The sequence below is a fragment of the Microbacterium sp. zg-B96 genome (assembly GCF_030246865.1).
GTDB lineage: Bacteria > Actinomycetota > Actinomycetes > Actinomycetales > Microbacteriaceae > Microbacterium.
In genome coordinates this window covers 2,978,619-2,999,329 of sequence record NZ_CP126738.1, presented here as the reverse complement: position 1 = coordinate 2,999,329, position 20,711 = coordinate 2,978,619, and the positions used below count along the sequence as shown (strand labels likewise).

Below are 20,711 nucleotides of genomic sequence, written 5' to 3'. Positions count from 1 at the left end.
CGGTCAGGCGTCGCGGTGGGCGCCGGCCGACGGGGCCACGGTGAAGATGTGTGGCGCGGCGAATCCGGCATCCGCGAACGCCTGCGTGACGGCATCCGTCACCGCCGCGACCCGCTCGTGCTCGACCAGCGCGATCGCGGAGCCGCCGAAGCCGCCCCCGGTCATGCGCGCGCCGATGGCACCGGCGGCGACGGCCGCCGTGACCGCGGTGTCCAGCTCCGGCACCGAGATCTCGAAGTCATCGCGCATCGATACGTGCGAGGCATCCAGCAGGCCGCCGATCGCGCGGGGGCCGTCGGCACGCAGCGCGGTGACGGTGTCCAGCACCCGCTGGTTCTCGGTCACCACGTGCCGGACGCGCCGGAAGGTGACGTCGTCCATCAGCTCGCGGGCACGGTCGAGGTCGGCCACCGATACGTCGCGCAGTGACGTCACGCCCATGATCGCGGCGCCCTTCTCGCACGAGGCGCGGCGCTCGCCGTAGCCGCCGGTGGCATGCGCGTGCTTCACGTGGGTGTCGATGACGACCAGTTCCAGCCCCGCGGCGGCGAAGCCGAGGTCGACCACGTGGACATCGAGCGAGCGGCAATCCAGGAAGATCGCGGCATCCGGCTGTCCCAGCATCGACGCCATCTGATCCATGATGCCGGTGGGGGCGCCCACCGCCTCGTTCTCGGCGCGGCGCCCGACCTTGGCCAGCGTCACGCGGTCGAGGTCGATGCCCCAGGTCTCAGCGAGAGCGGTTGCCGCTGCCCCTTCGATCGCGGCCGACGACGACAGCCCGGCGCCCACCGGGACGTCGGAGGCGAAAGCGAGGTCGACGCCGGTGACGGCGTCGGCGGAGAGCCCGGCGGCGTGCAGCAGCGCCCACGCGACACCGAGCGGGTAGGCGGACCACTCCGGCACGCGCGGCGCGTCCTCGCTCGGGAAGAGCGCGTCGAGGTCGGCGAGGGCCACCTCGACCGGCACCGGGTCAAACGTCGAGGTGACGCGGATGCGCCCGTCGGTGCGGGTGCCCAGAGCCACGTGCGTGCGGTGGGGGGTGGCGAACGGGAAGACGAAGCCGTCGTTGTAGTCGGTGTGCTCGCCGATGAGGTTCACTCGGCCAGGTGCCGACCAGGTGCCGACCGGCTCGTTGCCGGTGAGGGTCGCGAACAGGTCGCGGGCGGCGTCCGCCGTGGGCTGAGCGGTCACAGGGAGACTCCTTCGATGGCGGTGCGCAGCCGGTCGGCGGCGACTTCGGGGGGCACGTCGCCGATCCACGCGCCCATGGCCGCCTCGCTGCCGGCGAGGAACTTGAGCTTGTCGGCGGCGCGGCGGGGGCTGGTCAGCTGCAGGTTGAGCCGCACGGTGTCGCGGCCGTGGTTGACCGGCGCCTGATGCCACGCGGCGATGTAGGGCGTCGGGGAGTCGTAGAGCGCGTCGACGCCGCGCAGCAGCTTCAGGTACAGCGGCGCGAGCTCATCACGCTCGGCCTCGGTGGTCTCGGCGAAGTCGGCCACATGGCGATGCGGCAGCAGGTGCACCTCGATGGGCCAGCGGGCGGCGAACGGCACGAACGCCGTCCAGTGCTCACCGGCGATGAGCACGCGGTCGCTGCCGCGCTCGAAGTCGAGGATGCGCTGGAACAGATCCGGCGCGGTGCGGTCGATCGAATCCAGCAGGCGGGTGGTGCGCGGCGTGATGTAGGGGTACGCGTAGATCTGGCCGTGCGGGTGGGGGAGGGTGACGCCGATCGCCTCACCGCGGTTCTCGAACGGGAACACCTGCTCCACGCCGGGCAGCGCCGACAGCGCGGCCGTGCGGTCCGCCCACGCCTCGATCACGGTGCGGGCGCGCGTGACCGACAGCGTGCCGAACGACCCGGAGTGCTCCGGGCTGAAGCAGACCACTTCGCACCGGCCGACGGACGTGCGGGTGCGGCCGAGGCCGAGGTGCTCGAGGTCCTCGATGCCGCGGGGCGGGTCGACGGCGGCGGGGGCGTCGCCGTGGGCTTCGGCCAGGGCGGGACCGAACGAGGGGGACTTGTTCTCGAACACCGCGACGTCGTAGCGCGAGGGGATCTCCGACGGGTTCGTCGCCGTCTGCGGGGCGAGGGGGTCCAGCTCCGCCGGCGGCAGGAACGCGCGGTTCTGCCGGGAGGTTGCCACCGATACCCAGTCGCCGGTGAGGACGTCCTGCCGCATCGTGGCCGTGGCCGGCCGCGGGTCCAGCACGCGGGCATCGACGGCCCGCTCGGCACCGAGCGTGGTGTCGGGGTCGTCGTAGTAGATGAGGTCGCGGCCGTCGGCCAGGCGCGTGGGGCGCTTGACGACGCCGGCACCGAGGGTGAGGGCTTCGGGGGAGTGGAACTCAGGCATGTTCACGTCAACATGGTATGCCCGCGCCTGTGTTATCGTCAACATGAGCTTGTGAGAGGGGATCGCCGTGGCCTACGACCCGTTGGCGGATCTGCAAGGACCCGAGCGCGCTCCCGGCCGCCGCGTGTCCATGCTCGACGTCGCCGCGCGCGCCGGTGTCTCCGGGCAGACCGTCTCGCGCGTGGTCAACGCGAGCCCCCGCGTGGATCCTGTCACGCGGGAACGGGTGGAGCAGGCCATGGCCGAACTGGGCTACCGGCCGCACCGAGCCGCGCGGGCGCTGCGCACCGGCCGCACCCAGACCATCGGCCTGGTCGCGACGACGCTCGCGACCATCGGCAACTCCCGCATGCTGCAGGCCGTCGTCGAGGCCGCGGCCGGCCGCGGCTATGCCGTCACGGTGGTGACCCTCGATGCGGCATCCGGCATCGGCGACGCGTTCGCGCGCCTGCGCGACCAGGGTGTGGACGGGGCCATCGTGCTCAACGAGGCCACCGCCGTCGTGCGGGACGCGACTGCGCCGGCGGACCTTGCGCTCGTCGTCGTGGATTCGCCGCCGGACGACCGGTTCGCCGTCGTGCGCACCGACCACGCTGCCGGCGCCCGGGCGGCGACCGAGCACCTGCTCGCGCTGGGCCACGCGACCGTGTGGCACCTCGCCGGCCCCGAGGCGTCGTTCGCGGCGGGGGAGCGCGAACGCGGCTGGCGGGCGGCACTGGCAGGCGCAGGCCGTGAAGTGCCGCCGGTGGTGCGGGGCGATTGGACTGCGGCATCCGGGCGCGAGGCGGTCGCGGCGCTGGGCGCTCCCGACGCCGAGCTCACGGCGATCTTCGCCGCGAACGACCAGATGGCGCTGGGTGCGCTGCGGGCGCTGGCCGACGCCGGCCGCCGCGTGCCGGAGGAGGTCAGCGTCGTCGGGTTCGACGATGTCGCGGATGCCGCCGACTACCGGCCGCCGCTGACGACGGTCCGACAGGACTTCGACGAGCTGGGGGCTGCGGCCGTCGCCGCGCTCGTGGACGCGATCGAGGGCGCCGGCCATGCGTCGGTGCTGCTGCCCGCGACCCTCGTGCCGCGCGCGAGCACCGCGCCGCCGCCGAGCGCCGCACCGTCACGAGCACCGTCGCGAGCGTAGGAAATGGGCCGAGCGTAGGAGATCCGCGCCGGCATCCGTCCTACCGTCGTCACATCTCCTACGCTCGGCACGCGCGGGGGCCGGATGCCGGCCGGCCGCGGGCCCGGCTCAGTCCGCCGCGCGGCGGGCTTCCCAGCCGGTGCGCACCATCTCGTCGACGGAGTACCGGTTCTCCCAGTTCAGGTCGCGGGCCGCGAGCTCGCCGGTGGCGACGATGCGGTCCGGGTCGCCGGCACGACGCGGCGCGATCTCGGGCGTGAAGTCGATGCCGGTGACGCGCGCCATGGCATCCATGATCTGCCGCACCGACAGGCCGTTGCGCGAACCCAGGTTGTAGGCCGCTTCCAGCGGTTCACCGGCGGACAGGCGCTCGGCCGCCACGACGTGAGCGGCGGCGATGTCGGCCACGTGCACGTAGTCGCGCACGTTCGTGCCGTCGGGGGTGTCGTAGTCGTCGCCGTTGATGCGGGGTGTGCGGCCCTCGATGAGCGCCTCGAACACCAGCGGGAACAGGTTGTGCGGGCTGGTGTCGTACACCGTCGGGTCGCCGGAGCCGACGACGTTGAAGTACCGCAGCGACGTGTGGCGCAGCGGCTTGTCGGCATCCGCCGTCGCCACTGCCTGGTCGCGGATGAGCCACTCGCCGATCAGCTTCGACTCGCCATAAGGGGAAGCGGGGCGCTTGGGGAGGTCCTCGACGACGAGCTCGACATCGGGCGTGCCGTAGACGGCGGCCGACGAGGAGAAGACCAGCTTGTCGACACCGGCATCCGCCATCGCCTGCAGCACGACGCGCGTACCATCGACGTTCTGCTCGTAGGTGTGCAGCGGACGCTTGACCGACACCCCGGCGTACTTGTACCCGGCGACGTGGATGACGCCTTCGACGCCGTGGTCGCGGAGGGTCGTCGTGACCAGCTCGCGGTCAAGGATCGTCCCCTGCACGAACGGCACCCCCTCGGGCACGAACGACGCGTGGCCGCTGGAGAGGTCGTCGATGACGACGGGGTCAAGCCCCGCCGAAGCGAGTGCGCGGACGACGTGGGCACCGATATAACCGGCACCGCCGGTGACAAGCCAAGACATGTATCCATCCTGCCGGATGGCTCGGCGCGGCTACTCCACCTCGTGTCCCAAGTTGGGACGGGCGACGAAGCGCGCCGTCGCATCGGTGAGCGTCTCGAGTTCGACGATGACGAGGTCGTTGCGGCCGGCGCGGGTGACGGGGCCGGGCACGTAGAGCGTGCGCTGCGGGCCGCGGCGCCAGTAGCGGCCGAGGAAGAACCCGTTGACCCAGGCGTAGCCCTTGCCCCAGCCGGCGGTGTCGAGGAAGAGATCTGCGGATGCCGCGAGCTCGAAGGACCCTCGCAAGCCCACCGGCCCCGCGGCGCGGCCGCCCGCGAGTGTGCCGCCGGGCGCGGCATCCGCGACCGCCTGCGCGAGAGCGGGGACATCGAATGTGCGTACGTGCCACAGGCCGGCGATCGGCTCGCCATCCAGGCGCACGTCGCCGACGATCCCCTTGGGCTCGCCGATCTTGGTGTCGTAGTTGACCCGGCCGGTCTCCTCCACGAGCATCCGCAGCTCACTGCCGGCAGGAACAGGCAGGGCCAGGTCGCCGATCGTGCGCTGCAGGATGCCGGTGGGCCGGTCGTCGACCGACACCCAGGCGTAGTCGCGCACGTCGGCCTCGAGCACGCGGGTGCGGTCGGTGTCGATGGCCGCCGCGTACTCGGCCAGCACCAGCTGCGGGCCCAGCTCGTCGAGCGTGGGCGGGGTGGCGAACGTGCCGCGGTCGATGGCGACGAGGGGCAGCGGGTCGCCGACGGACTCCAGTGGCACGGACAGTACCGGCGCGTCGACGGGCTCGGGGAGTGGCTCGTCCGGCACGGGGGCGTGCTTGGCGATCACGTCACGGAACGCGCGGAACTTCTCGGTGATGTCGCCGGATTCGGAGATGGGGGAGTCGTAGTCGTAAGAGGTGACCATCGGGAGGTACCGCCCGGAGTCGTTCGCGCCGTTGGTGAGGCCGAAGTTCGTGCCGCCGTGCACCATGTAGATGTTCACCGATGCACCCGAGGTGAGCAGCTCATCGAGGTCGCGGGCCGAGTCGGCGAACGTCGTGGTGTGGTGCTTCTCGCCCCAGTGGTCGAACCAGCCGCACCAGAACTCCATGCACATCAGCGGACCTGTCGGCTGATGTTCGCGGAGCGTGGTGAGGCGCTCGGAGATGCGGGCGCCGAACGACCCGGTCTTGTGCAGGCCCTCGTGCGCGCCGCCGGTGAGCATGTGGGGGATCGGCTGGTCCACCTGGGTCAGCGGCACCGTGATGCCCGCCGCCCGGGTCACCCGGATGAGCTCGGCCAGATACGCCTTGTCGGAGCCGTAGGCGCCGTACTCGTTCTCGATCTGCACCAGGATGACGCTGCCGCCCTGATCGATCTGCCGGGGTGCGACGATCGCGTTGACCCGGTCGAGATAGCTCGTCACCGCCGCGAGGTAGGTCGGGTCGGAGCTGCGCAGCGTCATCTCGGTGTCGGCGGTGAGCCAGGTGGGCAGGCCGCCGTTGTGCCACTCGGCGCAGACGTAGGGCCCGGGACGCACGATCGCGTGCATGCCCTCCTCGGCGATGAGGTCGAGGAACCGGCCGAGGTCCAGCGCGCCGCTGGCATCCCACTGACCCGGGACGGGTTCGTGTGCGTTCCAGAAGACATAGGTCTCGATGGCGTTCAGCCCCATGAGCTTCGCCTTGCGCAGCCGGTCGCGCCACAGGTCAGGGTGCACGCGCGGGTAATGCATCGCGCCGGAGATGATCCGGTGCGGCTCGCCGTCGAGCAGGAAGTCGGTCTCGCCGATCTGGAAGCGGGAGGTCATGAGCCCAGTTTACCCGGCAAGCGCTTTCCTGTCCGGGGGCCCGGCGGCGCCGGCGCACAATTCAGGAAGAACCGGGTCAGCGGTCGTCCGGATGCCGGCTACGGCACTGTCAGCACGCCGTTGCGACGGTGTGGCAGCCGCGCGAGCGCCTCGTCGCGCAGCACCGGCGGCAGCAGGCGCTCCGGGGCGTCCTGGAACGCGATCGGCCGCAGGAACCGCCGGATGGCGGTCGCACCGACCGACGTGTGCAGCGACGTCGTGGCAGGCCACGGTCCGCCGTGCTGCTGCGACCACGTGACGGCGACCCCGGTCGGCCACCCCGCGAAGAGCACCCGCCCGGCGCGATCCTGCAACAGCGCGAGCGTCTCGGCGACGTCGTCGCCCTCCTCGGCGTGCAGCGTCGCGGTGAGGCTTCCCGGCACGGCGCGCAGCGCACGGTGCAGGTCGTCGTCGCCGTCGTAGCGCACCAGCAGCGTCACCGGCCCGAAGCACTCCTCCAGCAGCGTCTCGGGGCGGTCGGCGACGGCGGCGGCATCCGTCGCCAGCACGATCGGCCGTGCTCCGTCGGGGGTCTCGGCACCGCGGGCGACGACCTCGACCGACCCATCGGCGGTGAGCGCGTCGATGCCCGCCGGGAACGCCTCGGTGATGCGGTCGGTGAGCAGGGGCCCGCCCGCCGCGCCGACGACCGCAGCGGCGACAGCCGCCTCGAATCCCGCTCCCCGCGGCACGAACACCACACCGGGCTTGGTGCAGAACTGGCCGACGCCGAGGGTGAACGATCCTGCCAGCCCGGTCGCCAGCTGCGCGCCGCGCGTGGCGACGGCGGCGGGAGTGATCACGACGGGATTGACGCTGCCCAGCTCCCCGTAGAACGGGATCGGGTCGGGTCGGGCGCCGGCCAGGTCGAACAGCGCGCGCCCGCCGGCGACCGAGCCGGTGAAGCCGGCAGCGCGGACGACCGGATGCCGCACCAGCGCGTTCCCGGCCTCCCGCCCCTCCACGAGCGCGAGCGACCCGGCCGGCGCGCCGGCGGCCTCCAGCGCCGCGGCCGCGATCTCGGCGGTGCGCCGCGACAGCTCCGGGTGCCCGGAGTGCGCCTTCACGATCACGGGGTTGCCCGCCGCGAGGGCGGAGGCGGTGTCGCCGCCTGCCACCGAGAACGCGAACGGGAAGTTTGACGCCGAGAACACCGCGACCGGCCCGACCCCGGTGAGCATGCGGCGCAGTTCCGGTCGCGGCGGGGTGGCCGCGGCATCCGCGTCGTCGACGATCAGCTCCAAGTACGAGCCCTCCTCTACGACAGAAGCGAACAGCCGCAGCTGGCCCGTGGTGCGCCCGACCTCGCCGCGCAGGCGGGTTTCGCCCAGCCGCGTCTCGCGGTCGGCGATCGGCACGAGTTCGTCGGCGGCGCTGTCCAGCGCGTCGGCGAGCGCGCGCAGCCATCCGGCGCGGTCGGGTGCCGACGAGGTGCGCCACACCGGCGCTGCGGCAGCGGCGGCGGCGGCGATCTCGTCGAGCTGTTCGGCGGTGGTGGTCATGACGGGTCCTTTCGACAGGGAACAGCGGTCACCGAAAGCGCAGCCCGAGGCCCGCGTGGGGCACCTCGCGCACGCGCCCGGCGGCGATCGCGACGGGGGAGGGGTCGATGAGCGCGCCGAGGCTGCCGAAACCGGCCTCCTCGACGTCCTCGACCAGTGGTTCTGCCACGCCGGCGACATCCGGCAGGCACAGTGCGAGCTGTCCGGACAGCTCCGGCAGCAGGTGCGGATGCAGCGGCGCTGCGTGCCGCGCGGCGAGCTCGGCGATGCGCAGGAACGGCGTGATGCCGCCGACGCGCACGACGTTGGGCTGCACGATCTGCGCGGCTCCGGCAGCAAGGAAATCGGCGAACCGGTACTCGGTGTGCAGGTTCTCGCCGACGGCGATCGGCAGCCGCGACGTGGCGGTCAGGCGACGGGCGAGCTCGGCGTGCCCGGCGAGGTCGTCGGCGCGCAGCGGCTCCTCGATCCACGCCGGACCCACCTCCGCCAGCACCTCCAACGACCGGGTGGCCCGATCGAGGTCCCACCGCTGGTTGGCGTCGATCATCAGCGCGCGGTCGGGCCCGATGACGTCCCGTACCGCGCGGAGACGCTCCAGGTCCTCGGCGACCTCGGGCTTGCCTACCTTCACCTTCACGGCGTCGAATCCGGATGCCACCCACCGCTCGGCCTGCGTAACGAGCTCTTCCAGCGGGTAGTGGAGATTGACGCCGCTGCCGTAGGCGGCCGCCGACGAGCGCTGCCGACCCAGCAGGTCGGTCACCGTCCCTCCGGCTGCGCGCGCCGCGGCATCCCACAGTGCAAGATCGAGCCCGGCGAGGGCGATCGTGGTGATCCCGCCACCGCCGGCTTCATGCAGGTGCTCCCACATGGCCTGCCACACCGCGCCCGGCTCGGCGGTCCGGCCCACCGCGGCGGCCGCGATGTCGTGCTGCAGCAGCGCCAGCACCGCCTCCGCGCCGATCTGCGGTGTCCACGAGAAGCCCCACCCCTCGGCGCCGTCGGAGCGCACCAGGTGCGTCGCGATCACGCCGACGCTGGTGACGTCCGCTCCCCACGGGCGTGCCAGCGGCACGCGCACGAGGCGCGCGTCGAGTGAGGCGACCGTGGTCACAGCAGCGCCCGCCCGGAGTGGAGGATCTCGGCCAGCCGCGCCTCCTGCGCCGGCGTCGGGTCCACGAGCGGGGCGCGGACGCTGCCGACCGGCAGCCCGCCGAGGCGCAGTCCCGCCTTGATGAGCGAGACGCCGAACCCGGGGGTCTCGTCGCGCAGCGCGACCAGCGGCGCGTAGAAGCCGTCCAGCAGCGCCAGGCGCCGCGGCTCATCGCCGTCACGGTACGCGCGGTAATACGCGTTCGCGACCTCGGGGATCATCGCGAACGCGGCGGACGAGTACAGCGGAATGCCGATGCCGCGATACGCCGCCTGGGTGAGCTCGGCGGTGAGCAGCCCGTTGAAGAAGGCGAAGTCATCGCGCCCCGTTTCGGCGATCGCGCGCACGATCAGCTGCGCCGCGCCGACGTCGCCGACACCGTCCTTGAAGCCGACGACCTTCGGGTTCTGCGCGAGGCGCCGCATCGATTCGGGGGTGAACTGCGCGTTGCCGCGGTGGTAGACGATGACGGGCAGATCGGATGCCGCGGCCACCGCCTCGACGTAGGCGACCAGTCCCGCCTGCGGACCACCCACGAGATACGGCGGCAGCACAAGGAGTGCGTCGGCACCGGCATCCGCTGCCCGTCGGGCGACGTCGACGGCGTGCCCGAGCGGACCGCCGGTGCCGGCGACGACGGGGACCGCGCCGTCGATCGCGGCGACCGCGGTGCCGACCACCGTCGCCGCCTCGGAAGCGCTCAGCGCGTGGAACTCGCCTGTGCCGCAGGCGGGGAAGATGCCGCCGGGGGCATGCGAGAGTCCCGTCGTGATGTGTGCGGCGAGCAGGTCGGCGTCGATCCGCCCCGCCGCGTCGAAGGGGGTGACGGGGAAGAAGAGGATGCCGTCGAAGTTCATGCGGGAACGTCCTTTCGGGAGCCGGGGGAACCGGCGGAGCCGGGGGTCGCAGCCGCGGCCGCGGCAAGTTCGCTGCGCCAGTCGTGCTGGGGTCGCCAGCCCAGCAGGCGCCGCGCCTTGGCGTTGGAGAACGCCGAGGCCGTGCCGGTGAGCACGGCGGCGCTTGATTCGGTGCCGGGGTAGAACTGCGGGACGAGCTCGGCCAGCGGCCGCCGGGCCAGCGCGTCGTCAGCGGCGACGAAGAACGTCTCGCCGTTGGGGATGTCGCCCAGTGCCGCCAGCAGCGTGTCGACGAACCGGGCGACGTCGCGCGCATCGACGTAGTTGAACACCGCCGGCGCCGACAGTGCCGGGTCGTCCAGGCGCTCGCGTACCGTGTGGCCCTGCTGGGTGATCGCCCCCGCCCACTCCTCGGGTGCCAGGACGTAGCAGGGGCGGAACGCGGCGAAACGCACCGCGTCGCCGGTCTGACGCTGCAGCATGCCGAGGGTCTGCTCGATCAGCAGCTTCGACAGCGCGTACGCGTTCCAGGGCCGGGGCGGGGTGTCTTCGTCCAGCGGGAACCGGTCCGGCAGCCACCCCGTGGGAGACCCGTACCCGAGCACCGTGGGGCTGGAGGCGGCGACGATCTTCGCAATCCCGGCCGCCACCGCGCCACCCAGCACCGACACCGCCAGCGCCGCGTTGGTCTGCATGATGACCTCTTCCGGCGCACTGAAGGGCACCGCGATCGCTGCCAGGTGCACGACCGCATCGGCGCGGGCGCCGGTCAGGGCGTCGCGGGTGGCAGCCGCGTCACGCAGGTCGATCGCACGCTGTTCGATGCCGGCCCGAGCGAGATCCGGCGACGCGGCGCGGTCCAGCGACAGCACGTCGTGGCCGGCGGCGGCGAGTCCGACCGACAGGGTGCGGCCCAAGCGCCCGGCGCCGCCGGTGACGACGATGCGGCTCATGGGCGCTCCTGGGTCAGCAGCCGGATGCCGAGCTGGTCGACCCGCACCGGCAGCCCGGTCTCGAGGGACCGATTGCCGGCGATGCCGACGGCGATCGAGCGCACCCCGTCGCTCCAGTCAGCGGGGCGGCCCAGAGGATCGTCCGCCGGTCCGACGAACACGTCGGACAGCAGCAGGGCGTCGCCGCCGCCGTGTCCCCCGGCGCCACTGTGAATGGGCACCTCCACCGCCTCTTCCCAGTGCCGCTGCACGAGCAGGCGCTCGCCCTGCGGGCGCAGGCTCGCAGCGCTCCCGGCATCCGTTGCGCTCGGGTCGAGCACCGGGTGCAGACCCTCGTCGACGAGCACGGCGCCCCGTTCGATCACCTCGAGTTCGGCGCGGCCGAGCGTGCCGTTGACCGCGACGCGGTAGCCCTCCCAGGGGGCGTGGGCGTTGAGCGAGTACGACAGCGTCGCGCCGCCGGAGTAGTCCACGATGAGGGCGAGGTTGTCCTCGATCGTGATGCCCTCGCCGAACACGTCGCGGTCGCGCAGGTAACCGTCGTGCCCCTCGGCATCCAGATACAGCGCCTTCAGTCGCGGATCGTCGCGCAGGTCGAGTTCGAACGCGTCGTGCTCGCCCTCATGGGTGCCCCGGTCCGGGCGGACGCCGAGGCCACGCGCGGCGGCGTTGTCCGCTCCGTAGAAGCGCAGACCGCCGGAGGCGAAGACGCGGCGCGGCTCCTGCCGCAGCCACCAGTTGACCAGGTCGAAGTGGTGACTGGACTTGTGGACCAGCAGCCCTCCGGAGTGCACCTTCTCGCGGTGCCAGCGGCGGAAGTAGTCGGCGCCGTGCTTGGTGTCGAGCATCCAGGAGAAGTCGATAGAGGTGACCTCGCCGATGAGCCCGTCCTGGATGACCTGGCGCAGCGCACTGTTGCGCGGCGAATACCGGTAGTTGAACGTCAGCACGACGCTGCGACCGGTGCGCGCGACGGCATCCTCGATCGCGGCGGCGCTGTCGGCGTCGATCGTGAGCGGCTTTTCCACCACCACGTCGGCGCCGGCGTCCAGCGACCGCACGATGAGTTCGGCGTGCAGATCGTCGCGGGCGCAGATGATGACGCGGTCGACGCGCTCGCCGGCGATCATCTCCTCGAGCCGGTCCGGCGTCCACACGCTCGGGGCGGCGGCACCGGCCGCGACGGCGTGGTCGGCGGCGTAGGCCGCCCGCACCGGATTGGGCTCGCTGATGGCGACCAGCTCGGCGCGGTCGGCGTAGTCGCCGGTGATCGCATCGATGTACATCTGCGAACGGTGGCCGGCGCCCAGGAGCGCGTAGCGGGTCATCGTCATCGGGACCTCATGTCAGGAAACGCTTTCAGGAAACGTTTTCTGACGATAGCACGCGGGGTGAGCGGGCAACAGGATGCCGTCAGCCGGCGGTGGGGGCCGCGGCCGCCGGCCCGGTGCTGGCGCGGGCGATCAGCCGCGGGGTCAGCGACACCGCGGCATCCGCCTGTCCGCCGGTCAACTGCGCGTGCAACGCCGTCCACGCCCGCGCGCCCAGCTCGGCCGACGGGACGGCCGCCGTCGTCAGTGGCGGCGTGGTGTACTGCGCGAACGGGATGTCGTCGAACCCGGTCACCGAGATGTCGTGGGGAACTCCGATGCCGCGCTCGGCCAGCGCGGAGAGCACCCCCATCGCCACCAGGTCGTTGAAGGCGAGCACGCCGGTGGCCCCGCTGGCCAGTACTTCGCCTGCCGCAGCGGCGCCGCTGGCGAAGTCGACGCCGCCGCGCAGTTCGGCGATCTGCAGATCGGGGTGTGCGGCGCGGGCGTCGGCGATGGCCGCCAGCCGCTCGGCGTTGGACGCGCTGCGCGCCAAGCCGGCCAGGTACGCCAGCCGGCGATGGCCGAGGCCGTAGAGGTGCTCGATCAGCTCGCCGAACGCGGTGCGGTAATCCGCCGCGACGACGGGGGAACCGTCCTGCGGCGGGCGGTTGACCACGACGGCGGGGGACAGGGCGGGCAGCAGTGCCGACAGGTCCTCGTCGCTCATGCGCGGCGCGCACAGTACGACGCCGTCGGTGCGCCGACGCGTTTCGGTCGCCAGCACCCGCTCCTCGTCGACCTGCTCGGCCGAGTCGGCGATGAGCACGTGGTAGCCGTCGGCGGCGGCGCTGCGGCTGAGTCCGCGCAGGATCGCCTGGAACGTCGGGTTGGTCAGATCCGGTACGACCACGGCGATGGTCTGGGTGCGTCCGAGCACGAGGCTGCGCGCCAGTGGACTGGCGGTGTAGCCGAGCGCCACCGCGGCGGAGCGCACCCGCTCGGCGAGGTCGGCGTCGACGGTCGCGTTGCCGTTCATCACGCGGGACACCGTCGACAGCGATACCCCGGCGTGGCGGGCGACGTCGGTGATGGTCGACTTCCCGGGTGACTTCGCCATGCGCGGCCTTCCTTCCGAGGCGGGCCCTCGGGGCCATACTATGGCGAGAAATCGTTTTCCAGCGGTCCCGGCCGCCCGAGCCGCGAGGTGACCATGCCGTCCACCCCCGATCGCGAACGCAAACAGCAGCGCCTCGCGCGCGTCAGGGCGGATGCCGGTGGGGCGCCGCTCCTGCTCACGTCGCACGAAGCAGTGTCGTGGTACCTCGACGGGGTGCGCACCCACGTCTCGCTCGCCGGCCCGCCCGTGCTCGCCGTGCGCGTCGACGAAGCAGGCGACACTCTGTTCGTCGCCGCCAACGAGGCCGACCGGCTCGTCGCGGAGGATCTGCTCCCCGCCGACGCCGCCCGCGTGGTGCCGGTGCCCTGGCAGACGCCGCCCGCCGAAGCCGCGGCCGCCGTCGGCGCCGCGACGGCCGAGAGCCAGGTCGCGGCCGCGCTGCGCGCCGCCCGGGCGAGCCTGCTGCCGGCCGAACGCGACCGCTACCGGGCGCTGGGGCGGGAGGTGGCGCAGGCGTTGACGGATGTCGCGGCGCAGCTGTCCCCGCGGCACACCGAGCGGCTCGCGGCCGCCGCGCTGGCCGCCGGGCTCGTCGAACGCGGCATCGACCCGCTCGTGGTGCTCGTGGCCGGGCGGGCTCGGCTGCCGCACCGGCATCCACTCCCCACCGGCGCTGCGCTCGGCGACCGCGCGATGCTCGTGGTCTGCGGCCGGCGGCACGGGCTCATCGCGAATGCGACCCGCTGGGTCGGCGCTGCGGGAGCGGACGACGAGCGGATCCTCGCAGTGGAGGCGGACTTCTTCGCCGCCACCCGGCCCGGTGCGACGCTGGCCGACGCGTTCGCCGCGGGGTGCGCGGCGTACGGCGCCCACGGATTCGGCGCCGACGAGTGGCAGCGGCACCACCAGGGCGGGCCCACCGGCTATGCCGGGCGCGACCCGCGGGCGACGGCGATCACGACGGACGAGATCGTGGCGCACCACGCCTTCGCGTGGAACCCCAGCGCCCCGGGCGCGAAGGTCGAGGACACCGTGCTGGTCACCGCCGGCGGCGTCGAGGTGCTCACCGCCGACCCGCGCTGGCCCGCCGTGACGCACGCCGGGCTCCGCCGCCCCGCCCCGCTCCCGTTCCCCTGACTCCGACCCGCGCCCGGGGGAGCATCCGCACCGCGGCAGAGGTCAGCTGACCAACTGCGAGCCGCGCGCGGGTCGGTCGCCATCGCGGCGCTCGATGGCCCGCAGCGAGCGCGCGACGAACGCCGCGATCCGCCGCGCCCCCTCCACGCGGAAGTGCGTGTCGTCGGTGAGCCCCTCAGGCCACGCGGCGGTCTCGCCCGGCGCATAATGCGACAGCAGCCGAGTGGATGCCGCGGCGCCGAGGTCCTCGTACAGCCACGTGGTGAAGGCGGTCAGATCGATCAGCGGCGCACCGAGCTCGACGGCGAGATCGCGCACGGCGTTGGGGTAGTCGCCGTGCGTCGGCGTCACCCGCCCGGCCTCATCGAACCAACGCCGCTCGCACGGCGTGCACAGGACCGCCGTCGCATCCAGCGCGCGCACCTCGGTCACGAACCCGCGGAGACGCTCGGTGTACCCGCCGCGCGAGGCCAGCTCCGCATCCTTCTGGTCGTTGTGCCCGAACTGGATCACCACCGTGTCACCCGCCGCGACTTCTGCCACGAGCGCCCGCCAAGCCCCCGAGGCGATGAACGACTGCGTCGTCGCGCCGCCGAAGGCGAGGTTGCGCACCCGGGCGGCCATGACGGCGCCGAGGGCCTCGCCCCAGCCGGCCAGGGGCTCCTCGCCCGGTTTCATGGGTGCGACCGTCGAGTCGCCCGCGAGGTGGTAGATCATGGTGTGCCTCCGAGCGTGTCACAAGGGGCCACCGCTATCGCCCCCGCGTCAGTACCATGGACATCGTGCCACGGAAACCGCTTTCCAGCTCACTGGACCTCATCGACGGCGCTCACCCGGTCCGGTCGGTGCTGCGCCTGCTCGCCCGGCGGCCCGGGCGCATGGCGCTGGCGGTGTTCGCATTCGCGCTGAAGGAGATCCCGCTGTGGTTCCTCCCGGTGATCACCGCGGCCATCATCGACATCGTCGCCGGCGGCGGAGAAGTCACCGCGGTGTTGTGGTGGTTCGCGCTGGCGGTCGTGCTGCTGCTGCAGAACTACCCGAACCACATCCTCTACACCCGCAGCTTCATGACCGTGGTCCGCGACACCGGCGCCGACCTGCGCAACGCGCTCGCCGCCCGGTTGCAGAGCCTGTCGATCGGTTACCACACGCGCGTGAGCTCCTCCATCGTGCAGACCAAGGTCGTCCGCGACGTCGAGAATGTCGAGCTCATGCTGCAGCAGGTCACCCACCCGCTGCTGTCGGCCACCATGGTCATGATCGGCGCGATCGCCATGACGGCCATCGCGGTGCCGCAGTTCCTCCCCGTCTACGCCCTGGCGGTGCCGATCGCCATCGGCATCCGCTACGGCATGCGCAACCGTTCCCGCAGTCGCAACGAGGTGTTCCGCCGCGAGGTCGAAACGCTTTCCGCGCGGGTGGGTGAGATGGCCTCGCTCATCCCGGTCACCCGCGCGCACGGCCTCGAAGAGACCGCCGTCACCCGCGTCAGCCACGGCGCCGAGGGCGTGCGGCGGGCGGGCCTGCACCTGGACATGCTCAATGGGCATGTCGCTTCCATCTCCTGGGTGGCGATGCAATTGCTGGCGGTCGGATGCCTCGTTCTGGCGGCCGTGTTCTCGCTCACCGGCATCCTGCCGATCTCACCCGGCGAAGTCGTGCTGCTGTCGACCTACTTCACCCTTCTCACGCAGGGCCTGACCCAGCTGCTCATGCTCATCCCGGTGGGAGCGCGCGGCCTGGAGTCGGTGCGCTCGATCGCCGAGGTGCTGCAGGAGCCGGACCTCGAGCTGAACGAGGGCAAGCGGGCGGTGTCGAGCGTGACCGGCGACATCGTGCTCGAGAGCGCCTCGCACCGGTACCCCGGCGCCGAGGACGACGCGCTGCACGAGATCGACCTGCACATCCCGACGGGGCGCACGTTCGCCTTCGTCGGCTCGTCCGGGTCGGGCAAATCAACCCTGCTGAACCTCGTGCTCGGGTTCCTCCGTCCCACCGGCGGGCGGATCCTGCTCGACGGCGCCGACATGCAGCAGCTCGACCTGCGGACGGTCCGCCGCGCGGTATCGGTCGTGCCTCAGGAATCGGTCCTGTTCGAGGGGACCGTGCGGGAGAACGTCGCCTACGGCCTGCCGGATGTGACCGACGAGCGCATCGAGCAGGCGCTGCGCGACGCCAACGCGTGGGAGTTCGTGCAGGCGCAGCCGCGCGGCTGGGACACCGTCGTCGGCGAACGCGGCGCGCGCCTGTCGGGCGGGCAGCGGCAGCGCCTGGCCATCGCACGTGCCCTCGTGCGCAACCCCCGCATCCTGCTGCTGGACGAGGCGACCAGTGCCCTGGACCCCGAGGCCGAAGAGCTCGTCAAAGAGGCACTCGGGCGCCTGATGACCGGGCGCACGACGCTCGTCGTCGCCCATCGCCTCTCGACCGTGCGTCAGGCTGATTGCATCGTCGTGCTCGAGCACGGCCGCATCGTGGAGCTGGGTACCCACGACGAACTGGTCGCGGCGGACGGCCGCTATGCGCGGTTGCACCTCAGCCAGGCCGGACTCGGCTGAGCCAAAGACGATCAGCGACCATCGAATGCAAAGGAGCACCATGACGGATGCCGCTACCGCACACCGGCCCCTGCGGGCCGCCATCATCGGCACCGGGGCGATCGCGCATGCGCACGCCCAGGCGCTCGCCGACCTCGCGCCGCGCATCACCCTGGCCGCCGTCGTCGACGTCGACGCCGACCGTGCGGCGGCGTTCGCCGAACGGTTCGGTGCGGTGGCGGTGTACCCGGATGCCGCTGCGCTGCTGGCCGCCGAGCCCCTCGACCTCGTGCACATCTGCACGCCGCCGCAGACGCACGTGCCGCTGGCGATCGCGGCGCTGCGCGCCGGCGTGCCCGCTCTGATCGAGAAGCCGACGGCGCTGAGCCTGGCCGAGATGGACGAACTCGTCGCCGTGTCGCGGGAGACCGGGGTGCCCGCCCTCACCGTCTTCCAGCACCGATTCGGCGGGGCCGCCCGTCGGCTGCAGGCACTGGCCGCAGAGGGTGCGCTGGGAAGGCCGCTCGTGGCCACGTGCGAAACGCTGTGGCACCGCACCCCCGATTACTTCGACCTGCCCTGGCGCGGGCGCTGGCAGATCGAAGGCGGCGGGCCGACGATGGGTCACGGCATCCACCAGTTCGATCTGCTGCTGGCGGTGCTGGGACCCTGGGCGCGGCTGACCGCGTTCGCCGCGCGTCAGGCGTTGCCCACCGACACCGAGGACGTGTCGATGGCGCTCGTCGAGTTCGAGAACGGAGCCCTGGCCACCGTGGTCAACTCGATCGTGTCGCCGCGGGAGACCTCCCGGCTGCGCTTCGACTTCGAATACGCCACCGTCGAGGTCGAGCACCTCTACGGCTACACCGACGCCGACTGGACCTTCACCCCCGCGCCCGGCCACGAGCACCTCGCCGAGCAGTGGACGCAGGATCCCGCCGAGCCGATCAGCAGCCACGCCAGCCAGCTCGCCGCGATCGTCGACGCACTCGAGATCGGCGCAGCCCCCGGGGTGGATGCCGACGACGCCCGCCGCACCCTGGAGCTGGCCGCCGCCACCTACGCCTCGGCGTTCCGCGGTGTGCCGGTGCGGGCCGGCGAGATCGCCGGCGACGACCCGTTCCTGCGTTCGATGGACGGCGGCGCCGTCCCCTGGGCGCCGATCAAGCCCGCATTGGAGACGACACGATGACCCTGGAGATCGACCACGACGACGCCACGGCGTTCGCCGTCCGTGACGGCGACGTCGAGCTGCTGCGCTACACCTACGTGCCTGACTCGCCGCAACTGGAATCCCCCAAGCCCTACCTGCATCCGCTGCGCACCCGCTCCGGTCACGTCGTGAGCCTGTACCGGCCGCATGACCACGTGTGGCACAAGGGCATCGCGTGGTCGCTGCCGGTCGTGGGCGAGGAGAACTTCTGGGGTGGGCCGACCTACGTGCACGGCCAGTTCTACGTGCAGCTTCCCAACGACGGCACCCAGGCGCACCGGGCGATCGAGGCCAGCGGAGTCGGCGACGACGGTGTCGCGGCGTTCGCGCACGACCTGGAGTGGATCACCGAAGCCGGCATCCGCCTGTTCACCGAGCGGCGCACCATCACCACGCGCATCCTCGACGACGACGCCTGGGCGCTGACGTTCCAGACCACCATGACCAACGTGTCGGATGCCGACATCGCGATCGGCTCTCCCACCACGAAGGGCCGGGACAATGCCGGCTACGGCGGCCTGTTCTGGCGCGGCCCCCGCTCGTTCACCGGCGGCACGCTCGTCACCTCCGACGGAACCGGGTCCGGCAGCGACGTACGAGGGCAGCGGCACGAGTGGATGGGCTTCGCCGGCCGGCATGACGAGGTCGACGCGGCATCGCTCATCGTCATGGTGGATGCCACGGACAATCCGCATCACCCGCCGCAGTGGTTCGCCCGCTCCGAGGAGTTCGCCTGCCTGAACCCGGCACCCTTCTTCAGTGAGGAGCTCGTCGTCGGCGCGGGCGAGACGGTCACGTTCCGGTACGGGGTGGGAATCGGCGACGGCGACGCCGACCGTGCCGCCGCGCTCGCCGCCGCGGTGCGCGACCTGCTCGGAGCCGGGTCATGACGGCGCCGCTGTTTCCCGGCGGGGTCGCCCTCAGCGACCTGGCCGTGTACGACTGGGAAGCCGCAGACGGGTGCCGCGGCGGCTCGCCCCACCTGCACACCGCCTCCAGCGAGGGGTACGTCGTCGTCGGCGGGTCCGGCGCCGTCCACACGCTGTCCTCGCGCGGCGCCGAGGAGCATGCGCTCGCCGCGGGCGACGTGGTGTGGTTCTCGCCCGGCACCGTGCACCGCCTGGTCAACGACGGCGACCTGCGGCTGCTGGTCGTGATGTCCAACGCCGGGCTGCCAGAAGCCGGCGACGCGGTGCTCACCTTCCCCGCCGACGTGCTGGATGACCCCGACGCCTACGCGGCGGCAGCCACGCTGCCGGCAGGCGAGGGGCGCGCCGACGCCGCCCGCGCGCGGCGCGACCTTGCCCTTCACGGCTACGAGCAGCTGCTGGCTGCGGTCCGCGCCGAGGGACCGGCCGCGTTGGCAGCCCTCCACGCGCGTGCCGCCCGGCTGGTGCAGTCCCGCGTCGCGGGGTGGACCGCCACCTGGGAGGCCACCGTCGCGGCGGAGACCGAGCGCACCCGCGCGCAGCTGGCGGCACTGGCCGCGGGCGAACCGGGCACTCTGGCCGCGGCATCCGTCGCGCGCGCCGACGCCACCCCTGGGGAGCGGGGCTACGGCATGTGCGGACGGCTGCAGACGTGGCGCTGGCCGGCCGGCTGATCGGCGTTAGGTGCGCGCGGATGCCACCGACCGCCGCGGCGGCCACGGCACGAGCATCGACGTGCGCCGCTGATAGTCGGCGTACGCGGGGTACTTGGCGGCGCTGATCGACTCGGTGAAGATCGTCGATCCGATGAACAGCACGCTCAGCAGCGCCGCTCCCGCGATCGTCCAATTGACCAGGCCGCCCCAGACGCCCAGCCCGGCCGAGACGGCCGCGACCGCGCCGATCCCATAGAAGGCCCACCACTGCGCCTGCTCGAAGAAGAAGTTCGGATGCCGGCTCACGCGGAACAGGCCCGTCGTGACGAAACCGGGCTCCAGCGTGCCGCCGGCGCGCTTCTTGGCCTGGTGGAACTCCCACTGCTCCTGGTCGGCGATGAACTCGCCGACCAGGAACGCCAGGAACAGCACCGCCAGCGCGGCATCCCACCCAGTGAAGGGGGACGGATGCTGCCAGGCGATCAGTGCCGGCAGCGTGATGAGCACGAGCAGCGCGTTTTGGTACAGCACGATGAACAGCAGATTGAACACCTGGAACTGGGCGGGGGTCATCCGCTGCCGCAGGATCGCCCACCGGTAGTCCTCCATGCCGGAGTAGCCGCCCTTGCGGGCGAAGTTGAAGGTCAGTCGTACCCCCCACGCCGTCACGAGCAGCGCCATGACGATCAGCCGCAGCGCATCCCGCCCGGCCAGGATGGCCGCGATCGTGAAGATCCACACGTACACGACCGGCACGATCGACCAGATCCGGTCGACCCAGGAGGTGTCCTTGGTGATCAGGGACAGGATCCAGCACGCCGCGCACGTGACGGCGGCGACCAGCAGCACGAGCAGAAGGGGGTCCATGGCCCGAGGCTAACCCCGGATAGCGCTTTCCGTCCGAACCTCCTAGGGTGGACCCCGGCCGGACCC

18 protein-coding genes are annotated in these 20,711 nt (G+C 72.3%); 6 read left to right on the top strand and 12 right to left on the bottom strand.

Annotated features, from left to right (window positions below):
- Positions 1–3: 3 nt before the first annotated feature.
- Both galK and galT read right to left on the bottom strand, forming a co-directional pair.
- Entirely contained in the window at positions 4–1,194 is a 1,191-nt protein-coding gene (gene galK, locus QNO11_RS14245) for a galactokinase (RefSeq protein WP_257507609.1), read from the bottom strand.
- Positions 1,191–2,360 (bottom strand): galactose-1-phosphate uridylyltransferase, encoded by a 1,170-nt coding sequence (galT, locus tag QNO11_RS14240; protein ID WP_257507735.1) that lies wholly within the window; start codon positions 2,358–2,360, stop codon positions 1,191–1,193. The genes galK and galT overlap by 4 nt, the downstream gene beginning before the upstream one ends.
- Before the next feature lie 130 nt (positions 2,361–2,490).
- Here galT and QNO11_RS14235 point away from each other — a divergent pair, with 130 nt between their 5' ends.
- Complete coding sequence (locus tag QNO11_RS14235) at positions 2,491–3,495, top strand: LacI family DNA-binding transcriptional regulator (protein ID WP_257507736.1); 1,005 nt, start codon at positions 2,491–2,493, stop codon at positions 3,493–3,495.
- A 108-nt stretch (positions 3,496–3,603) separates the two neighbouring features.
- Here QNO11_RS14235 and galE read toward each other — a convergent pair whose 3' ends face one another.
- From galE to QNO11_RS14195, 8 genes are all read right to left on the bottom strand, one after another.
- The gene (gene galE / locus QNO11_RS14230; RefSeq protein ID WP_257507610.1) at positions 3,604–4,581 is read right to left on the bottom strand and encodes a UDP-glucose 4-epimerase GalE; all 978 of its coding nucleotides are present in this window, start codon (positions 4,579–4,581) and stop codon (positions 3,604–3,606) included.
- Between the two features lie 30 nt (positions 4,582–4,611).
- Positions 4,612–6,369 carry a glycoside hydrolase family 35 protein gene (locus QNO11_RS14225; RefSeq protein ID WP_257507611.1) on the bottom strand — a complete coding sequence of 586 codons (1,758 nt, stop codon included), beginning with the start codon at positions 6,367–6,369 and terminating at the stop codon, positions 4,612–4,614.
- Between the two features lie 98 nt (positions 6,370–6,467).
- Positions 6,468–7,910 carry an aldehyde dehydrogenase (NADP(+)) gene (locus tag QNO11_RS14220; protein WP_257507612.1) on the bottom strand — a complete coding sequence of 481 codons (1,443 nt, stop codon included), beginning with the start codon at positions 7,908–7,910 and terminating at the stop codon, positions 6,468–6,470.
- A 28-nt stretch (positions 7,911–7,938) separates the two neighbouring features.
- Entirely contained in the window at positions 7,939–9,027 is a 1,089-nt protein-coding gene (locus QNO11_RS14215; protein WP_257507613.1) for a mandelate racemase/muconate lactonizing enzyme family protein, read from the bottom strand.
- A complete protein-coding gene (locus QNO11_RS14210; protein WP_257507614.1) occupies positions 9,024–9,923 on the bottom strand; it encodes a 5-dehydro-4-deoxyglucarate dehydratase in 900 nt (299 codons plus the stop codon). The genes QNO11_RS14215 and QNO11_RS14210 overlap by 4 nt, the downstream gene beginning before the upstream one ends.
- On the bottom strand, positions 9,920–10,876 hold the full coding sequence (locus tag QNO11_RS14205; RefSeq protein ID WP_257507615.1) for an NAD-dependent epimerase/dehydratase family protein: 957 nt from the start codon (positions 10,874–10,876) through the stop codon (positions 9,920–9,922). Before QNO11_RS14205 ends, QNO11_RS14210 begins: the two co-directional genes overlap by 4 nt.
- Positions 10,873–12,210, bottom strand: coding sequence for a Gfo/Idh/MocA family protein (locus tag QNO11_RS14200; RefSeq protein ID WP_257507616.1), 1,338 nt, complete (start codon positions 12,208–12,210; stop codon positions 10,873–10,875). The genes QNO11_RS14205 and QNO11_RS14200 overlap by 4 nt, the downstream gene beginning before the upstream one ends.
- A 79-nt stretch (positions 12,211–12,289) precedes the next feature.
- Positions 12,290–13,306, bottom strand: a complete 1,017-nt coding sequence (locus QNO11_RS14195) for a LacI family DNA-binding transcriptional regulator (RefSeq protein ID WP_257507617.1) — start codon at positions 13,304–13,306, stop codon at positions 12,290–12,292.
- A 171-nt stretch (positions 13,307–13,477) separates the two neighbouring features.
- Between QNO11_RS14195 and QNO11_RS14190 the strand changes: the two genes are divergently transcribed.
- A complete protein-coding gene (locus QNO11_RS14190; RefSeq protein WP_257507737.1) occupies positions 13,478–14,443 on the top strand; it encodes a M24 family metallopeptidase in 966 nt (321 codons plus the stop codon).
- A 42-nt stretch (positions 14,444–14,485) separates the two neighbouring features.
- Here the strand turns inward: QNO11_RS14190 and QNO11_RS14185 are convergent, their stop codons facing one another.
- Complete coding sequence (locus tag QNO11_RS14185) at positions 14,486–15,160, bottom strand: rhamnogalacturonan acetylesterase (protein WP_257507618.1); 675 nt, start codon at positions 15,158–15,160, stop codon at positions 14,486–14,488.
- Positions 15,161–15,225: 65 nt separating this feature from the next.
- Between QNO11_RS14185 and QNO11_RS14180 the strand changes: the two genes are divergently transcribed.
- Genes QNO11_RS14180 through QNO11_RS14165 form a run of 4 tightly spaced genes read left to right on the top strand, consistent with a single transcriptional unit; the run spans position 15,226 to position 19,796 of the window.
- Positions 15,226–17,001, top strand: a complete 1,776-nt coding sequence (locus QNO11_RS14180) for an ABC transporter ATP-binding protein (protein WP_257507619.1) — start codon at positions 15,226–15,228, stop codon at positions 16,999–17,001.
- A gap of 40 nt (positions 17,002–17,041) precedes the next feature.
- The gene (locus tag QNO11_RS14175) at positions 17,042–18,172 is read left to right on the top strand and encodes a Gfo/Idh/MocA family protein (RefSeq protein ID WP_257507620.1); all 1,131 of its coding nucleotides are present in this window, start codon (positions 17,042–17,044) and stop codon (positions 18,170–18,172) included.
- Complete coding sequence (locus tag QNO11_RS14170; RefSeq protein ID WP_257507621.1) at positions 18,169–19,083, top strand: DUF6807 domain-containing protein; 915 nt, start codon at positions 18,169–18,171, stop codon at positions 19,081–19,083. The genes QNO11_RS14175 and QNO11_RS14170 overlap by 4 nt, the downstream gene beginning before the upstream one ends.
- A complete protein-coding gene (locus QNO11_RS14165; protein ID WP_257507622.1) occupies positions 19,080–19,796 on the top strand; it encodes a cupin domain-containing protein in 717 nt (238 codons plus the stop codon). Before QNO11_RS14170 ends, QNO11_RS14165 begins: the two co-directional genes overlap by 4 nt.
- Positions 19,797–19,802: 6 nt before the next feature.
- Here QNO11_RS14165 and QNO11_RS14160 read toward each other — a convergent pair whose 3' ends face one another.
- Positions 19,803–20,645: a DUF1295 domain-containing protein gene (locus tag QNO11_RS14160; RefSeq protein ID WP_257507623.1), complete on the bottom strand. Its 843-nt coding sequence runs from the start codon at positions 20,643–20,645 to the stop codon at positions 19,803–19,805.
- Between the last annotated feature and the right edge of the window lie 66 nt (positions 20,646–20,711).

Excerpts from the sequence above, each read along its gene's own strand:
- galT (WP_257507735.1), bottom strand. The coding sequence starts at position 2,360 with ATGCCTGAGTTCCACTCCCCCGAAGCCCTCACCCTCGGTGCCGGCGTC.
- QNO11_RS14235 (WP_257507736.1), top strand. The coding sequence starts at position 2,491 with ATGCTCGACGTCGCCGCGCGCGCCGGTGTCTCCGGGCAGACCGTCTCG.
- galE (WP_257507610.1), bottom strand. The coding sequence starts at position 4,581 with ATGTCTTGGCTTGTCACCGGCGGTGCCGGTTATATCGGTGCCCACGTC.
- QNO11_RS14225 (WP_257507611.1), bottom strand. The coding sequence starts at position 6,369 with ATGACCTCCCGCTTCCAGATCGGCGAGACCGACTTCCTGCTCGACGGC.
- QNO11_RS14220 (WP_257507612.1), bottom strand. The coding sequence starts at position 7,910 with ATGACCACCACCGCCGAACAGCTCGACGAGATCGCCGCCGCCGCCGCT.
- QNO11_RS14210 (WP_257507614.1), bottom strand. The coding sequence starts at position 9,923 with ATGAACTTCGACGGCATCCTCTTCTTCCCCGTCACCCCCTTCGACGCG.
- QNO11_RS14205 (WP_257507615.1), bottom strand. The coding sequence starts at position 10,876 with ATGAGCCGCATCGTCGTCACCGGCGGCGCCGGGCGCTTGGGCCGCACC.
- QNO11_RS14200 (WP_257507616.1), bottom strand. The coding sequence starts at position 12,210 with ATGACGATGACCCGCTACGCGCTCCTGGGCGCCGGCCACCGTTCGCAG.
- QNO11_RS14195 (WP_257507617.1), bottom strand. The coding sequence starts at position 13,306 with ATGGCGAAGTCACCCGGGAAGTCGACCATCACCGACGTCGCCCGCCAC.
- QNO11_RS14185 (WP_257507618.1), bottom strand. The coding sequence starts at position 15,160 with ATGATCTACCACCTCGCGGGCGACTCGACGGTCGCACCCATGAAACCG.
- QNO11_RS14175 (WP_257507620.1), top strand. The coding sequence starts at position 17,042 with ATGACGGATGCCGCTACCGCACACCGGCCCCTGCGGGCCGCCATCATC.
- QNO11_RS14170 (WP_257507621.1), top strand. The coding sequence starts at position 18,169 with ATGACCCTGGAGATCGACCACGACGACGCCACGGCGTTCGCCGTCCGT.
- QNO11_RS14165 (WP_257507622.1), top strand. The coding sequence starts at position 19,080 with ATGACGGCGCCGCTGTTTCCCGGCGGGGTCGCCCTCAGCGACCTGGCC.
- QNO11_RS14160 (WP_257507623.1), bottom strand. The coding sequence starts at position 20,645 with ATGGACCCCCTTCTGCTCGTGCTGCTGGTCGCCGCCGTCACGTGCGCG.